At 66.0% G+C, this 18,338-nt stretch carries 15 protein-coding genes; 8 read left to right on the top strand and 7 right to left on the bottom strand.

What is annotated here, in order from left to right; all coding sequences use genetic code 11:
- Positions 1 to 29: 29 nt before the first annotated feature.
- The 4 genes from GJ695_RS00935 to GJ695_RS00920 are packed head-to-tail and all read left to right on the top strand — an operon-like array spanning position 30 to position 4,681.
- Positions 30 to 2,483: a TonB-dependent siderophore receptor gene (locus GJ695_RS00935; protein WP_154361737.1), complete on the top strand. Its 2,454-nt coding sequence runs from the start codon at positions 30 to 32 to the stop codon at positions 2,481 to 2,483.
- Positions 2,484 to 2,496: 13 nt separating this feature from the next.
- On the top strand, positions 2,497 to 2,745 hold the full coding sequence (locus tag GJ695_RS00930) for a DUF3649 domain-containing protein (RefSeq protein ID WP_154361736.1): 249 nt from the start codon (positions 2,497 to 2,499) through the stop codon (positions 2,743 to 2,745).
- Complete coding sequence (locus GJ695_RS00925) at positions 2,742 to 4,334, top strand: PepSY-associated TM helix domain-containing protein (protein ID WP_154361735.1); 1,593 nt, start codon at positions 2,742 to 2,744, stop codon at positions 4,332 to 4,334. Before GJ695_RS00930 ends, GJ695_RS00925 begins: the two co-directional genes overlap by 4 nt.
- The gene (locus tag GJ695_RS00920) at positions 4,331 to 4,681 is read left to right on the top strand and encodes a DUF3325 domain-containing protein (RefSeq protein ID WP_154361734.1); all 351 of its coding nucleotides are present in this window, start codon (positions 4,331 to 4,333) and stop codon (positions 4,679 to 4,681) included. Before GJ695_RS00925 ends, GJ695_RS00920 begins: the two co-directional genes overlap by 4 nt.
- Here GJ695_RS00920 and GJ695_RS00915 read toward each other — a convergent pair.
- Positions 4,678 to 5,655, bottom strand: a complete 978-nt coding sequence (locus GJ695_RS00915; RefSeq protein ID WP_154361733.1) for an SDR family NAD(P)-dependent oxidoreductase — start codon at positions 5,653 to 5,655, stop codon at positions 4,678 to 4,680. The two genes, GJ695_RS00920 and GJ695_RS00915, sit on opposite strands and share 4 nt — an antisense overlap.
- Before the next feature lie 92 nt (positions 5,656 to 5,747).
- Here GJ695_RS00915 and GJ695_RS00910 point away from each other — a divergent pair, with 92 nt between their 5' ends.
- A complete protein-coding gene (locus GJ695_RS00910; protein ID WP_154361732.1) occupies positions 5,748 to 6,656 on the top strand; it encodes a LysR family transcriptional regulator in 909 nt (302 codons plus the stop codon).
- Here GJ695_RS00910 and GJ695_RS00905 read toward each other — a convergent pair.
- A complete protein-coding gene (locus GJ695_RS00905; RefSeq protein ID WP_229260263.1) occupies positions 6,643 to 6,975 on the bottom strand; it encodes a DUF4124 domain-containing protein in 333 nt (110 codons plus the stop codon). The two genes, GJ695_RS00910 and GJ695_RS00905, sit on opposite strands and share 14 nt — an antisense overlap.
- Before the next feature lie 237 nt (positions 6,976 to 7,212).
- On the opposite strand from GJ695_RS00905, the gene GJ695_RS00900 reads away from it, so the two are divergent.
- Together GJ695_RS00900 and purT are read left to right on the top strand one after the other, a co-directional pair.
- Positions 7,213 to 7,902, top strand: a complete 690-nt coding sequence (locus tag GJ695_RS00900) for a DUF481 domain-containing protein (protein ID WP_371866465.1) — start codon at positions 7,213 to 7,215, stop codon at positions 7,900 to 7,902.
- Positions 7,903 to 7,916: 14 nt separating this feature from the next.
- Positions 7,917 to 9,125 (top strand): formate-dependent phosphoribosylglycinamide formyltransferase, encoded by a 1,209-nt coding sequence (gene purT / locus GJ695_RS00895; protein WP_154356023.1) that lies wholly within the window; start codon positions 7,917 to 7,919, stop codon positions 9,123 to 9,125.
- Here the strand turns inward: purT and GJ695_RS00890 are convergent, their stop codons facing one another.
- The 5 genes from GJ695_RS00890 to GJ695_RS00870 are packed head-to-tail and all read right to left on the bottom strand — an operon-like array spanning position 9,126 to position 14,667.
- Positions 9,126 to 9,878: a LytR/AlgR family response regulator transcription factor gene (locus tag GJ695_RS00890; protein ID WP_229260283.1), complete on the bottom strand. Its 753-nt coding sequence runs from the start codon at positions 9,876 to 9,878 to the stop codon at positions 9,126 to 9,128.
- 20 nt (positions 9,879 to 9,898) lie between these two features.
- Positions 9,899 to 11,065, bottom strand: coding sequence for a sensor histidine kinase (locus GJ695_RS00885; RefSeq protein ID WP_154361729.1), 1,167 nt, complete (start codon positions 11,063 to 11,065; stop codon positions 9,899 to 9,901).
- Positions 11,062 to 12,528 carry a carotenoid oxygenase family protein gene (locus GJ695_RS00880; protein WP_154361728.1) on the bottom strand — a complete coding sequence of 489 codons (1,467 nt, stop codon included), beginning with the start codon at positions 12,526 to 12,528 and terminating at the stop codon, positions 11,062 to 11,064. Before GJ695_RS00880 ends, GJ695_RS00885 begins: the two co-directional genes overlap by 4 nt.
- 12 nt (positions 12,529 to 12,540) lie before the next feature.
- Positions 12,541 to 12,951 (bottom strand): DUF2141 domain-containing protein, encoded by a 411-nt coding sequence (locus GJ695_RS00875; protein ID WP_154361727.1) that lies wholly within the window; start codon positions 12,949 to 12,951, stop codon positions 12,541 to 12,543.
- 27 nt (positions 12,952 to 12,978) lie between these two features.
- A complete protein-coding gene (locus tag GJ695_RS00870; protein ID WP_154361726.1) occupies positions 12,979 to 14,667 on the bottom strand; it encodes an ATP-binding protein in 1,689 nt (562 codons plus the stop codon).
- Positions 14,668 to 14,784: 117 nt separating this feature from the next.
- On the opposite strand from GJ695_RS00870, the gene GJ695_RS00865 reads away from it, so the two are divergent.
- Positions 14,785 to 18,318, top strand: a complete 3,534-nt coding sequence (locus GJ695_RS00865) for a CHASE domain-containing protein (RefSeq protein WP_154361725.1) — start codon at positions 14,785 to 14,787, stop codon at positions 18,316 to 18,318.
- Positions 18,319 to 18,338 lie beyond the last annotated feature (20 nt).

The following is an 18,338-nucleotide window of genomic DNA, read 5'->3' as shown; positions in this document are numbered from 1 at the left end:
CTATCCGCCATCGAAAGGAAGTCACCGCAATGCCAGCCCATCGTTTTAGCCTGTCCGAACGCCGTCTCACGCGCGCCATCCGCATTGCCCTGTTCAGCATGACGCTGGCCGCCGGCCACACCGCCATCGCCGCCGATGCGCCGGCCGCCGCGCAGCAAAGCTACCAGTTGGCCGCCGGCCCGCTGGGCCGTACGCTGTCCGGCGTGGCCATCGGCGCCGGCATGTCGCTGTCGTTCGATCCGGCGCTGACCACTGGCCTGAACAGCCCTGCCCTGCAAGGCAGCTACACGCCGCGCGCCGCGCTGGAACGTCTGCTGGCAGGCAGCGGCCTGGCGCTGGTCGCCCGCACCGACGGCACGCTGACGCTGCAAAAACAGGCGGCGCCCCCACCGGAAAGCGCGGCATCCACCGCCAGCGGCGCGGCTGCCGCCACGCTGGCGCAGGTCGAAGTCCACGGCATGACCGACGGCGCACCGGGCCAGGCGCGCAGCACCGGCGCCACCGGCCTGGAACTGTCGATCCGCGAAACGCCGCAAGCCGTCAGCGTCATGACCTCGCAGCGCATCGCCGATCAGAACCTGGAAACCCTGCAGGACGTGGTCGGCCAGACCACCGGCATCACGCTGGAACACGCCTCCTCCAGCCGCGAAAACGACCAGTTGTTTTCGCGCGGCTTCGCCATCGACACCTATATGTTCGACGGCATCCCGACCACCAAGCTGGTGGAACCGGCCGGCTTCGATGCCGCCATCTATGAGCGCATCGAAGTCGTGCGCGGCGCGGCAGGCCTGATGGGCGGTAACGGCAGCCCGGCCGCCGCCATCAATCTGGTGCGCAAGCGCCCTACGCGCGAACTGCAGGCGGAAGCCGAAATCCAGGGCGGCAGCTGGGACAAGTACCGCGTCCAGGCCGACATCTCGGCCCCGCTGAGCGACGACAAGCATGTGCGCGGCCGCGTGGTGGTGGCGCAGCAGAACGCCGATTCCTTCGTCGACCGCTACCACCAGGACAAGGAACTGTTCTACAGCATCGTTGAAGCGGACCTCGATCCATCCACGCTGCTCAGCGCAGGCTTCAGCTACCAGAACGAAAAGCTCGATAGTGCCAGCCGTGGCTTCGCCGCCTTCTACAGCGATGGCACCAAGACCGATTTCCCGCGTTCGGTCAACAGCGCCTCCAGCTCCAGCTACTACATCCGCAAACAGGGTCTGGCCTTCGCCACCCTGGAACACTACTTCGCCAACGACTGGACGGCGAAGATCGCGCTGAACTACGCCGCCAACAAATACGATGCGGTGCAAGGCTACGCGGGACGCGGCACGCTCGATAAACAAACCGGCGCCGGCCTGTCGCTGTGGCAGACCAAATGGAACAGCAAGCCGGAACAGTACAGCATCGACGCCGCCGTCAACGGCCCGTTCGAGGCTTTCGGCCGCAAGCACGAAGTGGTGGTTGGCCTGAGCGCGTCGGACATGAAGAACACCGGCCCAAGCTACCCGGCCTGGATTTTGCCCGGCTACGATGCCACCGTGCCGAATTTCTTCACCTGGAACGGCAACTCGCCAACGCCGAACTACGTCGGCACCATCAGCGGCAGCTACACCGAAAAGGAAAAGACGCTGGCCGGCTATGCGTCGATCCGCCTGCGCCCGACGGACGACCTGTCGGTGATCCTCGGCGCGCGCGTCTCCAACTGGAAGCGCGACACCGAGAGCCTGACCTGGGGTTCGCCGGCAGTGACCGACGAATTTGAAAAGAACGGCAAGATCACGCCATACGCCGGCGTGGTCTACACCCTGAATCCGCAGTGGTCGGCCTACGCCAGCTATACCGGCATCTTCTCGCCGCAGACCTACCGCGACCGCAACAACCGCGTCATCAATCCGCTGGAAGGCAACAACGCGGAAGTCGGCATCAAGGGCGACCTGATTGATGGCTTGTTAAGCGCCAGCCTGTCCGTCTTCCATATGCGCCAGGATAACCTGGCCGAAATGGACGCCGATCAGCTGGTGCTGCCCGATGGCTCCAACGCCTACCACACCGTCAAGGGCGCCACCGCCAAGGGCTTCGAGCTGGAAGTATCGGGCCAGTTGCAGCGCGGCTGGCAACTGACCGCCGGCTACGCGCATTCGCGCATCGCCGATGCGCAGGGCAATCGCCTGCAAACCAGCCAGCCGCTGAACAACTTCAAGCTGTGGACCACTTACGACCTGGCCAGCGTCGGCAACGGCCTGACCGTCGGCGGTGGCGTCAACTGGCAGGCGGATATCTATCAGGATGGCGCAGGTCCGAACGGTGAACGCTTCACGCAAAACAGCTATGCGCTCGTGGCGCTGATGGCGCGCTACCGCATCAGCAAGCAGTTGTCGGCCACGGTCAACCTCAACAACGTGCTGGACAAGACCTACTATTCGTCCGGCTGGGGCAATTACTACGGCGATCCGCGCAATGTCACGGTATCGCTGAACTACCGCTTCCGCTGATCCGGGGATAGCCATGAACCGCATCGCCGCCGCCATCATTGGGGGCTACCTGTTTGCCTCCACCGCCGGCGCGCTGCTGTCGGCGCTGAATGGTCCCGGCAGCGACGCCATGCTGGGCGGCGCGCTGCTTGGGCTGGCGCTGTACGCGCCGGCCATCATCTGGGCGTTCGCCACGCACAGCGCACGCCGCGCCTGGGCCGGATTGCTGGGCGCGAGCTTCAGCTTCGCCGTGCTGGCCGCCGTGGCGGGAGCGTCATCATGACCGGCGGCCTGCGCCAGCGCATGGCGTGGCTGCACACCTGGACCGGCTTGTGGGTCTGCTGGCTGGCCTTCGCCATTTTCCTGACCGGCACCCTGAGCGTGTTCGTCGATCCGATTTCCGACTGGATGCGGCCGGAGCAGGTGCATGGGCACGTGGAGCCGCCGTTTGCCGGCCCGCTGGATCACACGCAGCAGCTCAGGCACGGCCTGGACTACCTTGCGCGGCATGCCGCCAACAGCAAGATGTGGGAACTGTGGCCGCGCGCCGGCGAAGAGGAGTTCCAGGTGTTCTGGCTGAACGAGCATGGCTACTATCAGGACGCCCATCTCTCTTCCGCCACCGGCGCGGCGCTGCCGGCGCAAGCCGGCGCCGTGCGCGACACGCTGGGCGGCATGCACTTCGTCGAGTTCCATCATGCGCTGCACGCAGGCACGACCGGCCTGTGGATCGTCGGCGCGGCATCGGCGGCGATGCTGGTGGCGCTGATCTCCGGCGTTATCACGCACAAGCGCATCTTCAAGGATTTCTTCACCTTCCGTCCCGCCAGGGGCCAGCGCTCATGGCTCGATGCGCACAACCTGGCCGGCGTGCTGACCTTGCCCTTCCTGTTCATGATTGTCTACAGCGGGCTGGCGATCAGCTGGAGCACGTATATGCCGGCCATCCCATTGGCCCAGCAACTGCGCACCGGTGAAGCCGCAAACGTGCGCGAGTACGGCCCGGAAAGCAGGCCGTCCGGCCGGCCCGGCGTGCTGACGTCGCTGGAACCGCTGGTCCACATCGCGGAGGCCACCTTCCACAGCCCGGCCTACGCGGTGGTCGTCAACCATCCCGGCGATGCGGCGATGACGGTGCAGGTGTACAGCACCACCTCGTCGGACACGCAGGAAGGCAATCTCCTGAGCAAGCGCGGCGTGATGAAGTTTGATGGCGTCAGCGGCGCGCTGCTGGAAACCGAAATGCCGCACCGCGCGCCGCCCAACGGCGCCCGCGCCACCATGGCGACGCTGGACGAACTGCATCGCCTGCACTTCGCCGGCGCGGTGATCCGCTGGATCTACTTCGTGGCCGGCATGGCGGGAACGGCAATGATGGCCACCGGCGCGGTCCTGTTCATGGTCAAGCGGCGCCAGAAATCGTTGAACGAGTTCGGCGCCGCCACGCAGCGCGTGTATCGCGTGATCGATGTGCTGAATGTGGCGGCCATCGCCGGCCTGTCGCTGGCGTGTATCGGCTTCCTGTGGTCCAACCGGCTGCTGCCGCTGGAACTGGCCGGGCGCCACGACCGCGAAGTGATGGCGTTCTTCGGCGTGTGGCTGGCGGCATTGCTGCATGCCGCGCTTCGGCCCACGGCGAAGGCATGGCGCGAACAGTTGTGGGCCGGCGCCGCGCTCTGCGGGCTGCTGCCGCTGCTGAACGTGCTCACCACCGGCCAGCACGTGCTGGGCTACCTGGCGCAGCGCGACATCGAACGCGCCGCCGTCGAATTGACCGCCATCGCTTGCGGCGTCCTGCTCGCCACCGCCGCGCTGCGGATAGGACAACGCCGGCCGGCCGCCGCAACCGCCCTGAGAAAGGCCGCGTCATGAGTTACACCGCTATCGTTCTGACCGCGTTCGCCCTGTGCTTCGCCGGCATGGCGGCGTTTTCGCTGGCGATCGACCGCCATCACCGGCAGGTCTACGGCGACGATGCGCCAGCCCGCAAGCGCTACCTGCTGCGCGTCGCGGGCACGCTGCTGCTCGTGGCGGCCATTGTGCCATGCGTGCTGCTGTGGGGCGGCGGCGCCGGCTTTGTCGCCTGGATAGGCATGCTGACCATCGGCGCGCTGCTGGCCGCCAGCATGCTGCCTTACTGGCCACGTCGCATCGCACCGCTGGCCGCAGCCGCCGGCGCAATGGGTCTCGCCGGCCTGGCAGGCATCGCGTTGACCTAGGCGGCGCGGATGGTGCGCACGGGTGCGTCGGCGGACAAGCAGCCTTGCCCCTGCAAGGTCCGGCGCACCGCCTCGTCCAGCGGCGTATGCGGCTCGCTGCCCAGCGTTGCGCGCAGGCGGGCATTGGACATGCGCACCGGCTGCCGCCACAGGTAGCGCATCTCGCGCAGTTCCCGGAACACCGTCACGAACGGCGCAGCCACCGTCACCAGCCACCATGGAAACGCACCGGCCTTCATCGCCGGCTTGCCGACGGCATGGGCGATGGCCGCCACCATTTGCGTGCCGTCCGCGTCCCAGTGGCCTTGCATGTGATAGCAGGCGAACAGCGGCAGCGCATCGCCACGCTCCAGCAGCCGCATCATGGTCTCCGCCACATCCGGCAGATACGCCCATTGGTGGCCGACGCCCGGCGCGGCCGGATTGCTGATCGACGTCACCGGCTTGCCCGGCTTGACCAGGCCTTGCGCGAACCAGTTGTTGCCGGCGTCCGGACCGAAGAAATCGCCCGCCCGCACGATCAGCACCGGCAAGCCGCAGTCCTTCAGGCGCCGCTCCATCTCCGCGCGGATCGTGCCCTTGCGCGTCAGCGGCCGTTGCGGTGCGTCCTCGGTGATGTGCAGATACGCATCCGGTCCGTAGTTGTAGACCGTCCCCGGCAGCAGGATGCGCGCGCCGGCGGCACGGGCTGCGGCGATCGTGTTGTCCAGCATCGGCAGCACCAGCTCGCCCCAGTTGCGATAGCCAGGCGGATTCACGGCATGCACGATCAGCTGCACGCCCTGCGCGGCACTGACGACGTCCTCGCGGTGCATGGCGTCGCCGGCCACCCATTGCAGGCCATCGCCGCTCTTCGCCGCGCGATCCGGCGAACGATGCAAGGCCTTCACCTTCCAGCCACGCGCCAGCAACACGCGCGCCACTTCGCCGCCGATACCGCCCGTTGCGCCCAATACCAATGCCACTTTGTCCATGTCGTTCTCCGGTTGAGTTGATGAACGTAGTGTGGCTTCGCGCGAGCTAAAAGAAAATTACCGAAATCCGCATGGTCGCTATACAATTTCGTATGACTACCGCCGAACCAAACTGGGATTTATACCGTTCCTTCCTGGCCGTGCTGCAGGAAGGTTCACTTTCCGGCGCCGCACGGGCGCTGGGACTGACCCAGCCAACAGTCGGCCGCCACGTCGACGCGCTGGAACAGGCGCTCGGCCTGTCGCTGTTCACGCGCTCGCAGGCGGGCTTCATCGCCACCGACGCCGCCTACGCGCTGCAACCCTACGCCGAGACGCTGTCCTCCGCCTCCGCCGCCCTGCTGCGCGCCGCTTCCGGCATGGGCCGTGGCGGTGACGCGCACATCACAGGCACGGTGCGCGTCACCGCCAGCGAAGTAGTCAGCGTGGAAGTGCTGCCGCCGATACTGGCGCGGCTGCGCGACAGCCATCCGGGCGTCACCATCGAGCTGGCGGTATCGAACCGCATCGAGAACCTGCTGCGGCGCGACGCCGATATCGCCGTGCGCATGCAGCGCCCGGAGCAGGATGTGCTGGTGGCGCGGCGCGTCGGCAATATTGAACTGGGCTTTCACGCGCGTCGCAGCTATCTGGAACGCCACGGCACGCCGCAAAGCTGGGAAGAGATGGCCAGGCACACCTTGATCGGCATCGACACGGAAACGGCTTTTACGCGCAAGCTACAACCCTTGTTGGGCGGACTGGCAAACAACGCCTACGCATTGCGCAGCGATAGTGACCTGGTCCATCTGGCCTCCATCCGCGCGGGACTGGGTATCGGCATCTGCCAGGTACGGCTGGCGGCGCGCGATCCCAACCTGGTGCGCGTCGTGCCCGACCTGCTGAACATCGTCATGGATACCTGGCTCGCCATGCACGAAAACCTGCGCAGCAACCCGGCCTGCGCGGCGGTCTACACCGCACTGGCGGCAGGACTGCAAGACTATATCAACGGGAACTGAGAAGACGGCGCTGCTTGTGCAGCTCGTCCTGCATCTGCAGGCTTTGACGTGCAGCCTGCAGGGTGGCGACGTCCGTGCTCACCGTCTTGCGCGCCAGTGGGCGCGGCAGATCGGCCCAGCGGCTGCGCGGCGTCTGCACCGCCGGCACGGAGGACGTTACCGCAACAGGTACGCGCTCCATGAAATCCTCGCTGCGGTTGCCTTCGGGGCAATCGGTATCGGTCAACAGGACATGCCCCTCGGCGTCCACACAGCGGTTGACGGCGGCGCCGGCCACGCCGGTCATCACGGCCAATGCCGCGCACAAGATGAGTTTCATGATCGATGCCCCTTTGACAAGAGCTTTCATCATCGTCCCGCGCGCGCCCTGCGTCTGTACGGCCTCGCACATCCCGTCTGGAATGCGACAGGCGCCCTCCATGTCGGGTACAATACCGCCTTCTTCCGTATCACAAAGCTGTGATGCCGTCGCGCGGCATCCCTCTCTATGCCTATGAAATCTCTCCTGATTATTTCTGCGCTTGCGCTGGCCCACGGCTATGCCGCCGCAGACTCGATGGACCCTGTCAACGCTCATGGCTGGAATACCTCCGCTGAACTGGGCGCCATTTCCACCTCCGGTAACACGGTCGGCACTTCGGTGACCGGCAAGATCGACGCCAAGCAGGAACTGCCCAAGTGGAGCAACGAGTACATCCTGTCCGGATACTTCAAGGATGAAGAAGTCACCAACGACGATGGCGAAAAGGTCCGCGAGCGTTCGGCGCAGCGCTACTCGCTGTCGGCCAAAGCCGGCTACAAGCTGCTGCACGACGACCACGGCAAGCTGTATGCGCTGGCCACCCACGTCGATGACCGTTTCGGCGCCTACACCCGCTACTCGACCATCGGCGTCGGCTACGGCACCCAGACCTACCAGTCGGACACCCACACGCTGGACGTGGAAGTCGGTCCCGGCTACTTCCGCGGCGTGCGCTCGGAAGGCGAAACCGAAAACGGCCCGACCGTGCGCGGCGCGGCGCTGCTGAAATGGAAACTGAGCGACAGCGCGCAGTTCAGCCAGAACGTCATCGTCGAACGCGGCACCTCCAACATCCACTCGATGGCGGAAACGGCGCTGCGCACCAAGATCAACAGCACCATGCAGATGAAGGCCGCCTTCAACATCCGCAACGACACCAGCGTCCCGGCTGACAAGAAAAACACCGATACGCAAACGTCGGTCACTCTGGTTTATTCCTTCTAACTTCCATTCGAACCATGAACACTCCACGCACTCTCGGCACGCCCCTGTCCCCTACCGCCACCAAAGTCATGCTGCTCGGCTCCGGTGAACTCGGCAAGGAAGTCATCATTGCGCTACAGCGCCTGGGCGTGGAAGTGATCGCAGTCGACCGTTATCCGAATGCGCCGGGCCACCAGGTGGCGCACCGCGCCCACGTCATCAACATGACCGACGGCGACGCGCTGGCCGCGCTGATCGAACAGGAAAAGCCTGATCTGGTGGTGCCGGAGATCGAAGCCATCGCCACCGACAAACTGGCGGAGCTGGAAAAAGCCGGGAAGATCACCTGCATCCCGACCGCGCGCGCCGCGCAGCTGACCATGAACCGCGAAGGCATCCGCCGCCTGGCCGCTGAAACCCTGGGCCTGGCGACGTCGCCGTACCGCTTCGCCAGCAGCCTGGAAGAATTGCAGGCCGGCGCGGAAGCCGTCGGTTTCCCATGCGTGATCAAGCCGGTGATGTCGTCGTCGGGCAAAGGCCAGTCGAAGATCGACAGCGCCGCCGAAGTAAAAGCGGCATGGGACTACGCCGCCGCCGGCAGCCGCGTGGACTCGGGCCGCGTAATCGTTGAAGGCTTCATCGACTTCGACTACGAAATCACGCTGCTGACCGTGCGCTCGCTGGGCGCGGACGGCCAGGTGGTCACGCAGTTCTGCGATCCGATCGGCCACGTGCAGGTGCAAGGCGATTACGTGGAATCGTGGCAGCCATGCCGCATGGACCCGGTGGCGCTGGAACGCGCGCGCGACATCGCCGGCAAGGTGACCTCGGACCTGGGCGGTCTGGGCCTGTTCGGCGTCGAACTATTCGTCAAGGAAGACATGGTGTGGTTCTCGGAAGTGAGCCCACGTCCGCACGACACCGGCATGGTCACCATGGCGACCCAGGTACAGAGCGAGTTCGAACTGCACGCCAAGGCCATTCTCGGCCTGCCGGTCAACGTCGCGCTGAAGGCGCCGGGCGCTTCGGCTGTGATCTACGGCCAGCACGAGGCGGCAGGCATCGCCTTTGAAGGCGTGGCGGAAGCGCTGCGCGTGCCGAACAGCGATATCCGCCTGTTCGGCAAGCCGGAATCGTTCGCGCGCCGCCGCATGGGCGTGGCGCTGGCCACCGCCGACGACGTGGAAACCGCGCGCGTCAACGCCAAGCTGGCCGCCTCCAAGGTCAAACCAGTCGTCAAGTAATCACATTCCCCGGAACAGATCCACGTAGTTGCGGCTCACGACCAGCTGTTCCGGGCGTCCCTTCAGCTGCACCATGAGGCGGCCGCGGAAGTCCTGCCGCGTGCCCGCCACATGGCGCGCGGCGACGATCACGCTGCGGTGGATCTGCCAGAACTGCTGTTCGTCGAGCTGCTCGCGCAGTTTGCTGATCGGCGTGCGTATCAGGCTCTCCCCATCCGCCACGAACACGCTGGTGTACTTGTCATTGCTCTGGAAGTAGATCACGTCGTCGATCGGGATCAGGCGCGTTTCCTCGCCGTGCGAGGCGCGTATCCATTGAAGTGGCGCCGCGACCGGCGCCGGCGCGGCCACGCCGCCCGTCGTCAACTGCGCCAGCAAGGCCTGCAAGGCCGCCGCCGGCACCGCCGCCTCGCCCGATGACGGCTTGAGACGCGCCTTCAGTTTGCCGACCGTCTTTTCCAGCCGTTCGATATTCGCAGGCTTCAGCAGGTAGTCCACCGCCGAATGCTCGAACGCTTCCACCGCATACTGGTCGTAGGCGGTGACGAACACGATGTGCGGCGGCTTCGGGCTCTCCACCAGTTTGGCGGCGACATCCAGCCCGGTCAGGCCCGGCATGCGGATATCGAGGAACACCACGTCCGGCGCCTCCTCGTCAATCATGCGCAGCGCCTCGATGCCGTTGGCGGCGCGGGCGACCACACGCAATTCGGGCCAGACGGTTTTCAGCTGGCCTTCCAGGTATTCGCGCAGATGGGATTCATCATCGGCGATCAGGGCACGGATGGTTTCGATGTCGGACTCGCATTCAAAGGCAGCATGAGGCGCACCGTCATGCCGCAGGGTTGATTTTCCAATAATTCTACCTTGGCGGCGCTGCCGTACAAACTGCCCAGGCGCTCGCGCAGGTTACTCAACCCGACACCGCCGCCCGGCTTGCGCGGCGCCGACTCGTTCAGGCCAGCGCCCGTATCACTGATGCGCACGCAGACATGCTCGTTCTCGGCGTGAGCGCTGACGACGATTTCGCCGCCCTCCACCTTCGGCTCCAGGCCATGCGCGATGGCGTTTTCCACCACCGGCTGCAGCAGCATGGGCGCGATCCTGAACTGCCGCAGCTCGTCCGGCAGTTCGATACGGTAGCGCAGGCGATCGCCCATGCGCACCTTCAGCACGTCCAGGTACGCAGCAATCAGCACGGCCTCGGATGCCAGCGTGGCTTCGTCGCTGCGGCTGGCGCCAAGGCTGGCGCGCAGGTAGTCGATGAAGCGCTCCAGCATGTGCTGCGCCTCGGCCGGACGCGGGCCGATCAGGCTCACCACGTTGGCCAGCGTGTTGTACAGGAAGTGCGGCTCGATCTGCGCCTGCAAGGCGCGCAGCCGCGCCTCGGCCAGCATGCGCGCGCTGGCGGCGACAAACTCCTTCTGCTGCGCTTCCGCCACCGCGCGCGCGGCCCGTCGTTCGGCGGCGATGCGCACCAGGTACAGCAGGAAGCCGACAATCGCCGCCACGATCAGTATCTGCAGCCACATGCCGCGCTTGAACAGCAGCAGGAAGGGATCGGTGCCGTTCAGGATCATGTTACCGAGGGCGACGCCGAAGAATACGCTGACCGCCATCAACGTCATGCTGAACAGGACGCGCGGCAGGCCACGCGCGCGGCGCGGCCAGCCATGCAGCAGGCGGTTGGACAGCGTCGAACTGAAATGAATCATGGCGCCGATCAGGTTCGACATGAGCAGCATCGGCCATATGGCCTGGGAGAAGCTGGCCTTGTCAGGCCAGAACACCAGCTCCACCGTGGTGAACAGGAGCGCCATGCCGCAGCTCCAGACAACGGTGTACAGCATATTGCGGCCTGCGGAAGGCTGCCAGCGGCGAAACAGCGGGATCAGCTCCAGGGGATGCGCCAGCGCCGGCACGGTTTTTTGTTCAGTCATGCTTGAAAGTTACCATGAAAGCAAACCGGCGCGCGATATGGCAGCCGCGCCAGCGCCATCGGACCGGCCTTGATGTTGTGCGCATCAAACACCGTCAGCACGCTCTGGCCGTGGCGCGTATCCTGCGCCACGCCGACCACGTAGCCATCGGTTTCCGAGCGCGCGCCGCGGCGCGGCACCAGAACGTGCTCCTCGACCTGCCACCCAGGGCCGAAGGCATAGCCGTCCACCTTGCCGCTGTCGGTATCCAGCAGGTTGACGCTGTCGAGTATCAGTTCGCGGCCGCTGGCGCCCAGCACCAGCAGCTTGCGGTGGCGCGCCGACACCACCTGCGGCATCACGCGCGGGAATTCGCTGACGCCGAACAACCGTGCCTCGCGCGCCTGGCCGCTGGCGTAATCCAGCGTGATCTGCACCGTGCTGGCGGGGTTGTCCGCCACCATGCGCATCTGGCCGCGCATCGGCAGGCCAGTCTTGCGCAAGGCGTCACCTTCGTGCAGCACCGCGTCCAGGCGGGTGCAGGCGCCATCCTCGTAGGCGTTCCCGAAATGGAAAATGGAGCGTGCCGGCAGTTCGAACACCTGGCGCAGCGCCAGCGTGTCTTTGGAAACCACCACCGCACGCAGCGGACGTTGCGGGTTCCAGTGCATGCGGTCGGCCAGGCTCGCTTCGGCATCGTCGATCCAGTCGTATGGCGCAATCAGGAAAATCAGGTGGCTGCCACTGACCACAAAGTCGTGCACCATATTCAGCTGCGGCACCTTGATCAGCGCGTTGCGCGTGACCTCGCCGGCGGCGTTCAGGCGGTAAATCGCCAGTTGGTTGGCGCCTGGCGCGGTGCCGAAGTTCCACAGCCCGCCGTCCGGGTCCATTTTCGGATGGGCGGAAAACGGCATGGCCTTCAAGTCGCTGCGCCAGGTCTTGACGCCGCGCGTGGCCAGCGTTTGCGGATCGACCTCGGTGGCGGAGCCGCCTTCCCACAGCGCATACACGCGGCCATTGAACGGCAGCAGATTGGTATTGGCGACATTGGTCGTGTCGTTGTTCTTCACGCGCTTGCGGTCGACGTAGGTGCCGAAGGCCGGATACAGGAAGCGCCCCGCCTTGCTCTCCTCTTCAAACTTCTGCGTGGCGACGAAGCGGCCGATATGACTGACCTTGCCGTCGCCGATCTGCCAGCGCTGCGCAAAGCCGTCGCCGTCGAACCAGTGGTGATAGCGTTCGCCACCCAGTTCAAAGCGTCCCGGCCCGTTGCGGTAAAAGACGCCGTTCAGGTCCGCCGGCAGGCGGCCGAGCACCGTGGCCTCGCCGGACACGTCGCCGGTGTGGTCGGCGTAGGCGTTCAGCTGCGCATTGCGGTCCAGCGCCTGGTGGAAGCGCTGGTAGGTCAGACTGTCGGCCAGCGCGGACGAGGAAGCCAGGCCCAGTGCGGCGAAGCTGAGGAATTGGCGGCGGTTGGTCATGTCAGCCTCCTTTCAGCGCAGGTTGACGGTGGCCGTGGCGCCGCTTTCCGGCAGCACGATGCGGGCGTCCTCGAAGCGTGGCGCGCCTTTTTTGCCCATCGCGTTGTTGCTGAAGGCGTAGTCCTCGGTCGGCATGCCGACCATATTGCGGTCCATCTTGTCGTTGCCATTGGCGTCGTGGTAGACGGCGAAGGCATACTCGCCGGCCGGCAGGCCGGTCACCTTCAGCTCGACGGCGCCGGCCTGCGCAGGCGCGGCCACGCCGCGCAGCGGCTTGCCGAGGAAGGTGCCGGCCGAGTTGTAGATGGCGACCTTGACGTCGCCTTCGGCGCTGGCGACGCCGTCAACGTGGATGATCAGGTCGGCGGCGTAGGCTGGCAAGGCGGCGGCAAACAGCACTGCAAGGATCAATTTGGACATCATGGACTCCTGGGTGAATAAAGTGTGAGGTCACTTTATCGGCAGCCCCAGGTCGTCGTGCGGCGGTGCGACGAAATGCGCCTGGCGGGAGCGAATTGCATCCCAATGGCGCGAAATGATGTCCAGCATCTGCTCCACATCCACCGGCTTGGCGATGAAATCGTTCATGCCGGCGGCGATGCACTGGTCCTGTTCCTCTTTCATCACGCCCGCCGTCATGGCCAGCACCGGCAGTTTCAGGTGCAGGCCGCGCCGGATCTGGCGCGTGGCTTCGTAGCCGTCCATCACCGGCATCTGCACGTCCATCAGCACGATGTCGTAGTCGGCGGCGCGCTCGCGCAGGCAGTCCACCGCCAGCTGGCCATTTTCGGCGATGTCCACGTGGGCGCCCGCGTGTTCCAGCATGCCGCGCGCCACCAGCTGGTTCAGCGGATGATCTTCCACCAGCAGCAGGCGCAGTCCCTGCAGACGCGGATGCAAAGCCGGCGGCACGGCGGGTTCGGGCTGCTGCGGTGCCGCTTCCTCGGCGACGTCGAACGGCAGCGTCACCACAAACTCGCTGCCGGCGCCGGGCGTGCTGTGCACCGAGATGTCGCCGCCCATCAGTTCCGCCAGCCGGCGGCAGATGGTCAGTCCCAGTCCCGTGCCGCCGAAGCGTCGCGTGGTCGAGGCGTCGGCCTGGTTAAACGCCGAGAACAGACGGCTTTGCTGTTCCAGGTCCATGCCGATGCCGGTATCGCGCACCGCAAAGCGCAGGCGCGCGCGGTCGGCATCCCGCGCCACCCGCACCGAGACGCCGCCGCGTTCCGTGAACTTGACCGCATTGCCAACCAGGTTAATCAGGATCTGCTGCAAGCGCATGGCGTCGCCCACCAGCACCGCCGGCACGTCATCGTCGGCGCCGATATCCAGGCTGATGCCACGCGCGTTGGCCGGCAGCGTCATCACGTTGGCTAGCGACTCAAGCACCTCGCGCAGCAGGAAAGGCTGGGGCGCCAGTTCCATGCGCCCTGCTTCGATCTTCGAAAAATCCAGCACGTCGTTCAGAATGCCCAGCAGGACCTGGCCCGACGAGCGTATCATGCCCACGTATTCCTTCTGCTTCTGGCTCAACGGCGTGTTCTCCAGCAGGTAGGCCACGCCCAGCACCGCGTTCATCGGCGTGCGGATCTCGTGACTCATGTTCGCCACGAATTCGCTCTTGGCGCGGCTGGCCGCTTCGGCGCGCTGTTCGCTGTTCTTGCGGTCCGTGATGTTCATCGCGGTCAGGTAGAAGCCGGCCGCCTTGCCGTCCGGTCCCATGTCCGGCACCAGGTCGACCAGGAAGTGGCGCACGCCATCGACGCCCTGGAAGTCGCGTTCGTAATGCAAGCGACGTCCCGCCAGCGCCATGTTCAAATCGTCCAGCCACGGCTCGGCCGCGTCGCCGAATACTTCGGTGACGGTCTTGCCCAGCATGGATTGCGGCTCCAGTCCCCACTGCGTGTGGTAATGGGCGTTGGCGAAACGGTAGCGCAGGTCGCGGTCCAGGTAGGCGATCAGCAACGGCAGCGTATCGGCCAGCACGCGCGTGCGCCGTTCGCTTTCCAGGCTGCGGCGCTGCGCCGCCTCGCGCCGGGCGTTCTGCCGCGCGTTGTTCACCAGGGACAGCAGGCCGACCAGCGCGGCAAACACCACCGACGCAGCCACGATCAGGGCATCGTTGGAAGGCAGAGACAAGGTTAACTCGCTATAAACAGGATGACAAAATATAACCCGCTACGGGTCCGAATGCCAAACCATTATGACAATATTTACGCTATAGTGGCTCATCGTTGACAACCACAGAACCTCGCCATGCGCGCGCTCGTGCTGCTCACGCTGTGCTACGCCCTGATCGCCCGCGCCAGCCTGCTGCTGGCGTTCGCGCATACGAATGTGACGCCGGTCTGGCCGCCTTCCGGCATCGCCTTTGCCGCCTTGCTGCTGATGGGTTACCGCGCCTGGCCGGCTATCTTTCTGGGAGCCTTGGCCGCCAATATCGCCACCTTTTACGCCAACGGCCTGTCGCTGCACGGTGGCGTACTGCTGGCTTCCATCCTGATCGCCGGCGGCAATACGCTGGAGGCCCTGTCCGGCGTCTGGCTGGTGCGGCGCCATTTCGACATCAAGCAACCCATCGGCCAGCAGCAGAACGTCTACAAATTCGCGCTGGTGGCCATGGGCATGAGCGCGGTCAGCGCCGGCATCGGCAGCACCACGCTGGTGTACAGCGGTCTGGCGCCGGCCGCCGCCCACGGCGCCATCGCGCTGACCTGGTGGGTGGGCGATACCGCCGGCGTCCTGCTGGTCGGTCCGGCCATCCTGGTCTGGTGCGTGCGGCGGCGGCCGCGCTGGAGCTGGCGCGGCGCACTGGAGATCGGCGTGTCGCTGGTGCTGCTGGCGGCGCTGTCGTACATGGTGTTCGGCCGCCGCTATTCCTACGATGATGGACTGGGATGGCTGCCCTATCTGTTCGTGCCGGCCATCGCCTGGTCGTCGTTCCGCCATGGCCTGCGCGGCGCCAGCACCATCTGCATGGTGGCGGCGGGCAGCGCGGTGACGGGCACCATCCACGGACTGGGACCGTTCGCGGTCGGCACACTGAACGACGCGCTGATCGCGCTGGTCAGCTTCATCATGCTGTGCAGCCTGATCGCCATGGTGCTGTGCGCCGACGCCAGTGAGCGCAAGCGTGTCGGCGACCACGCGATGCAGTTCATCGGCGCGCAATGGGGCACGCTGCTGATCGGTGTCGGCCTGACGGTGGCGGTGTGGCATCTGCTGGCCGCCAGCACCGAGCGCCGTGCACAGGAACAGTTCGAGGCCGAATGCGCGGACATCGCCAAGCGCATCTCGCGCCGCATGACGCTCTACGAATCAGGCCTGCGCGGCGCGCAGGCGCTGTTCAAGGCGCAGCAGCAGCCCACGCGCGACCAGTGGCGCGACTTCGCCGAAGGCATGGACCTGGAACACAACTTCCCCGGCGTGATGGGACTGGGCTACGGCGTCTACCTGCGCGCCGACCAGCGCGCAACGATGCAGGCGGATATCCGCAACCAGGGCTACGAAGACTTCACCATCTGGAACAACAACCATGGCGCCGATCCCGGCATGTCGGTGGTGGTGCTGTACATCGAGCCGTTCGCCGGCCGCAACCTGCGCGCCTTTGGCTACGACATGATGTCCGAGCCGACCCGCCGCACCGCGCTGCTGGATGCGGCGCGCAGCGGCTCACCGGCGGTAACGGCCAAGGTGGTGCTGGTGCAGGAGGAGCAGAACGCCGGTCTGCCGGGCTTTCTGATGTATTTCCCGGTCTACCGCAAGGACGTGCTGCTGGGGCCACAATCCAGCCCCGAGCAGCGCATGGCGGCCTTGCAGGGTTTCGCCTACAGCCCGATCCGCGCGGACGAGTTGATGCACGATCTGCTGGCGCCCGCCGACAGCACGGTGCGGGTGGAAGTCTTCGACGGCGCGCGGCCCGATCCCGCCGCGCTGCTGTTCGCCAGCGAGCGCGAGCCGGCCGATCCGCAGCAGTATCCGAATCCCTACCTGCGCAGCATGTCGCTCGACCTGCTGCATCACCAGTGGACGCTGCGCTTCGCCTCGCAGCCGGCCTTCGAGGATTCCATCGACCGCCAGAAATCGCACATCGTGCTGCTGGCCGGCGTGATTATCAGCCTGCTGTTCTTTGCCGTGGTGCGCGCGCTGACGGCGCGCCAGGCCTACGCCACCGCGCTGGCGCGGCAGATGACGGGCGCGCTGCGGCAGTCGGAAAGCTCGCTGATCGCCGCACGCGACCAGGCCGAGGCGGCCAGCCGCGCCAAGAGCGAGTTTGTCGCCAACATGAGCCACGAGATCCGCACGCCGCTCAACGCGGTGCTGGGCATGGCGCATTTGCTCGGCAATACCTCGCTGTCGGCCGAGCAGCTGAAGTACGTGGAGATGATACGGTCGTCCGGAAACTCGCTGCTCAGCATCCTGAACGACGTGCTGGACTTCTCCAAGATCGAGGCCGGGCGCATGGAGCTGGCGCCGGCGCCGTTCCAGCTGTCCGCCATGCTGGAGGCGATCGCCACCATCATGACCGTCAACGCCGGCGAGAAGGATCTGGAACTGGCGATCGGCGTCGAACCGGGCGTGCCGCAGACGCTGGTGGGCGACGGCCACCGCCTGCAGCAGGTGCTGATCAACCTGGTGGGCAACGCCATCAAGTTCACGGAAAAGGGATCGGTGGCGGTGCTGGTGGAACTGGCGCAGGCACCGGCCACGCTGCGCTTCACGGTGCGCGACAGCGGCATCGGCATACCCGCCGACCGCGTGACGCAGCTGTTCGCGCCCTTTTCCCAGGCCGATGCATCGATGACGCGCCGCTTCGGCGGCACCGGCCTGGGGCTGGCCATCTCGCGCCGTATCGCGGCGCTGATGGACGGCGCCATCGACGTGCGCAGCACACCCGGCGTCGGCAGCGAATTCATACTCACGGTGCCGTTGCAGATCGGCGCCGACGCATCGCACGAGCGACTCGGCAGCGTGCAGCATCTGCTGGTGGTGGACGACGACAGCATCAGCGCCGATTACCTGTGCCGCTCGATCCGCGCGCGCGGCTGGAGCGCCGACAGCGCCAGCACCGGCGAACAGGCGCTGACGCTGCTGCGCGGCCACGGCGCCCGCTACGACGGCATCCTGGTCGACTGGGACATGCCCGGCATGTGCGGCCTGTCCACCATGCAGGCCATCCGCGCCGACCCCACCATTCCGAAAACGCCGGTAATCCTGATGATCAGCGCCTTCGGCCAGGGCAAGCTGCTGCACACGGACGGCGCGCAGACGGCGGACGCGGTGCTGCTCAAGCCCGTCACCGGCGCGCGGCTGGCGGAGACGCTGCAGCAGGCACAAGCCGGCGCCAGGGACGCCGCGCCGCTGTCCGAAGCCGACAGCGCCGTGCAGCGGCTGGACGGCGTGCGCATCCTGCTGGTCGAGGACAATCCGGTCAACCAGCTGGTGGCCAGCACCATGCTGGGACACGCGGGCGCGGTGATCGCGACCGCCGACAATGGCCGCGCCGCCGTCGACCATCTACGTACCGAGGCGCACCGCTACGACCTGGTGCTGATGGATGTGCAGATGCCGGAGATGGACGGCTTCGAAGCCACCACCCGCATACGCGATGAACTGAAGCTGCATCTCCCGGTGCTGGCGATGACGGCCGGCGTGATGGCGTCCGAGCGCGAGCAGTGCATCGCCTGCGGCATGAACGACTTCATCGCCAAGCCCATCGACGTCGAGGAAATGCTGCGCGTGATCGCCCGCAACCTGCCCGCCTCGCTCAAAGCCGCCTCCAGCCGCTAATTCACCGCACGCCAGGCAGA

The organism is Duganella alba, assembly GCF_009674495.1.
In the GTDB taxonomy this organism is placed as follows: Bacteria; Pseudomonadota; Gammaproteobacteria; order Burkholderiales; family Burkholderiaceae_D; genus Rugamonas; species Rugamonas alba.
Note: the sequence above shows the minus strand (reverse complement) of the source record. Positions and strands in the feature narration are given on the sequence as shown.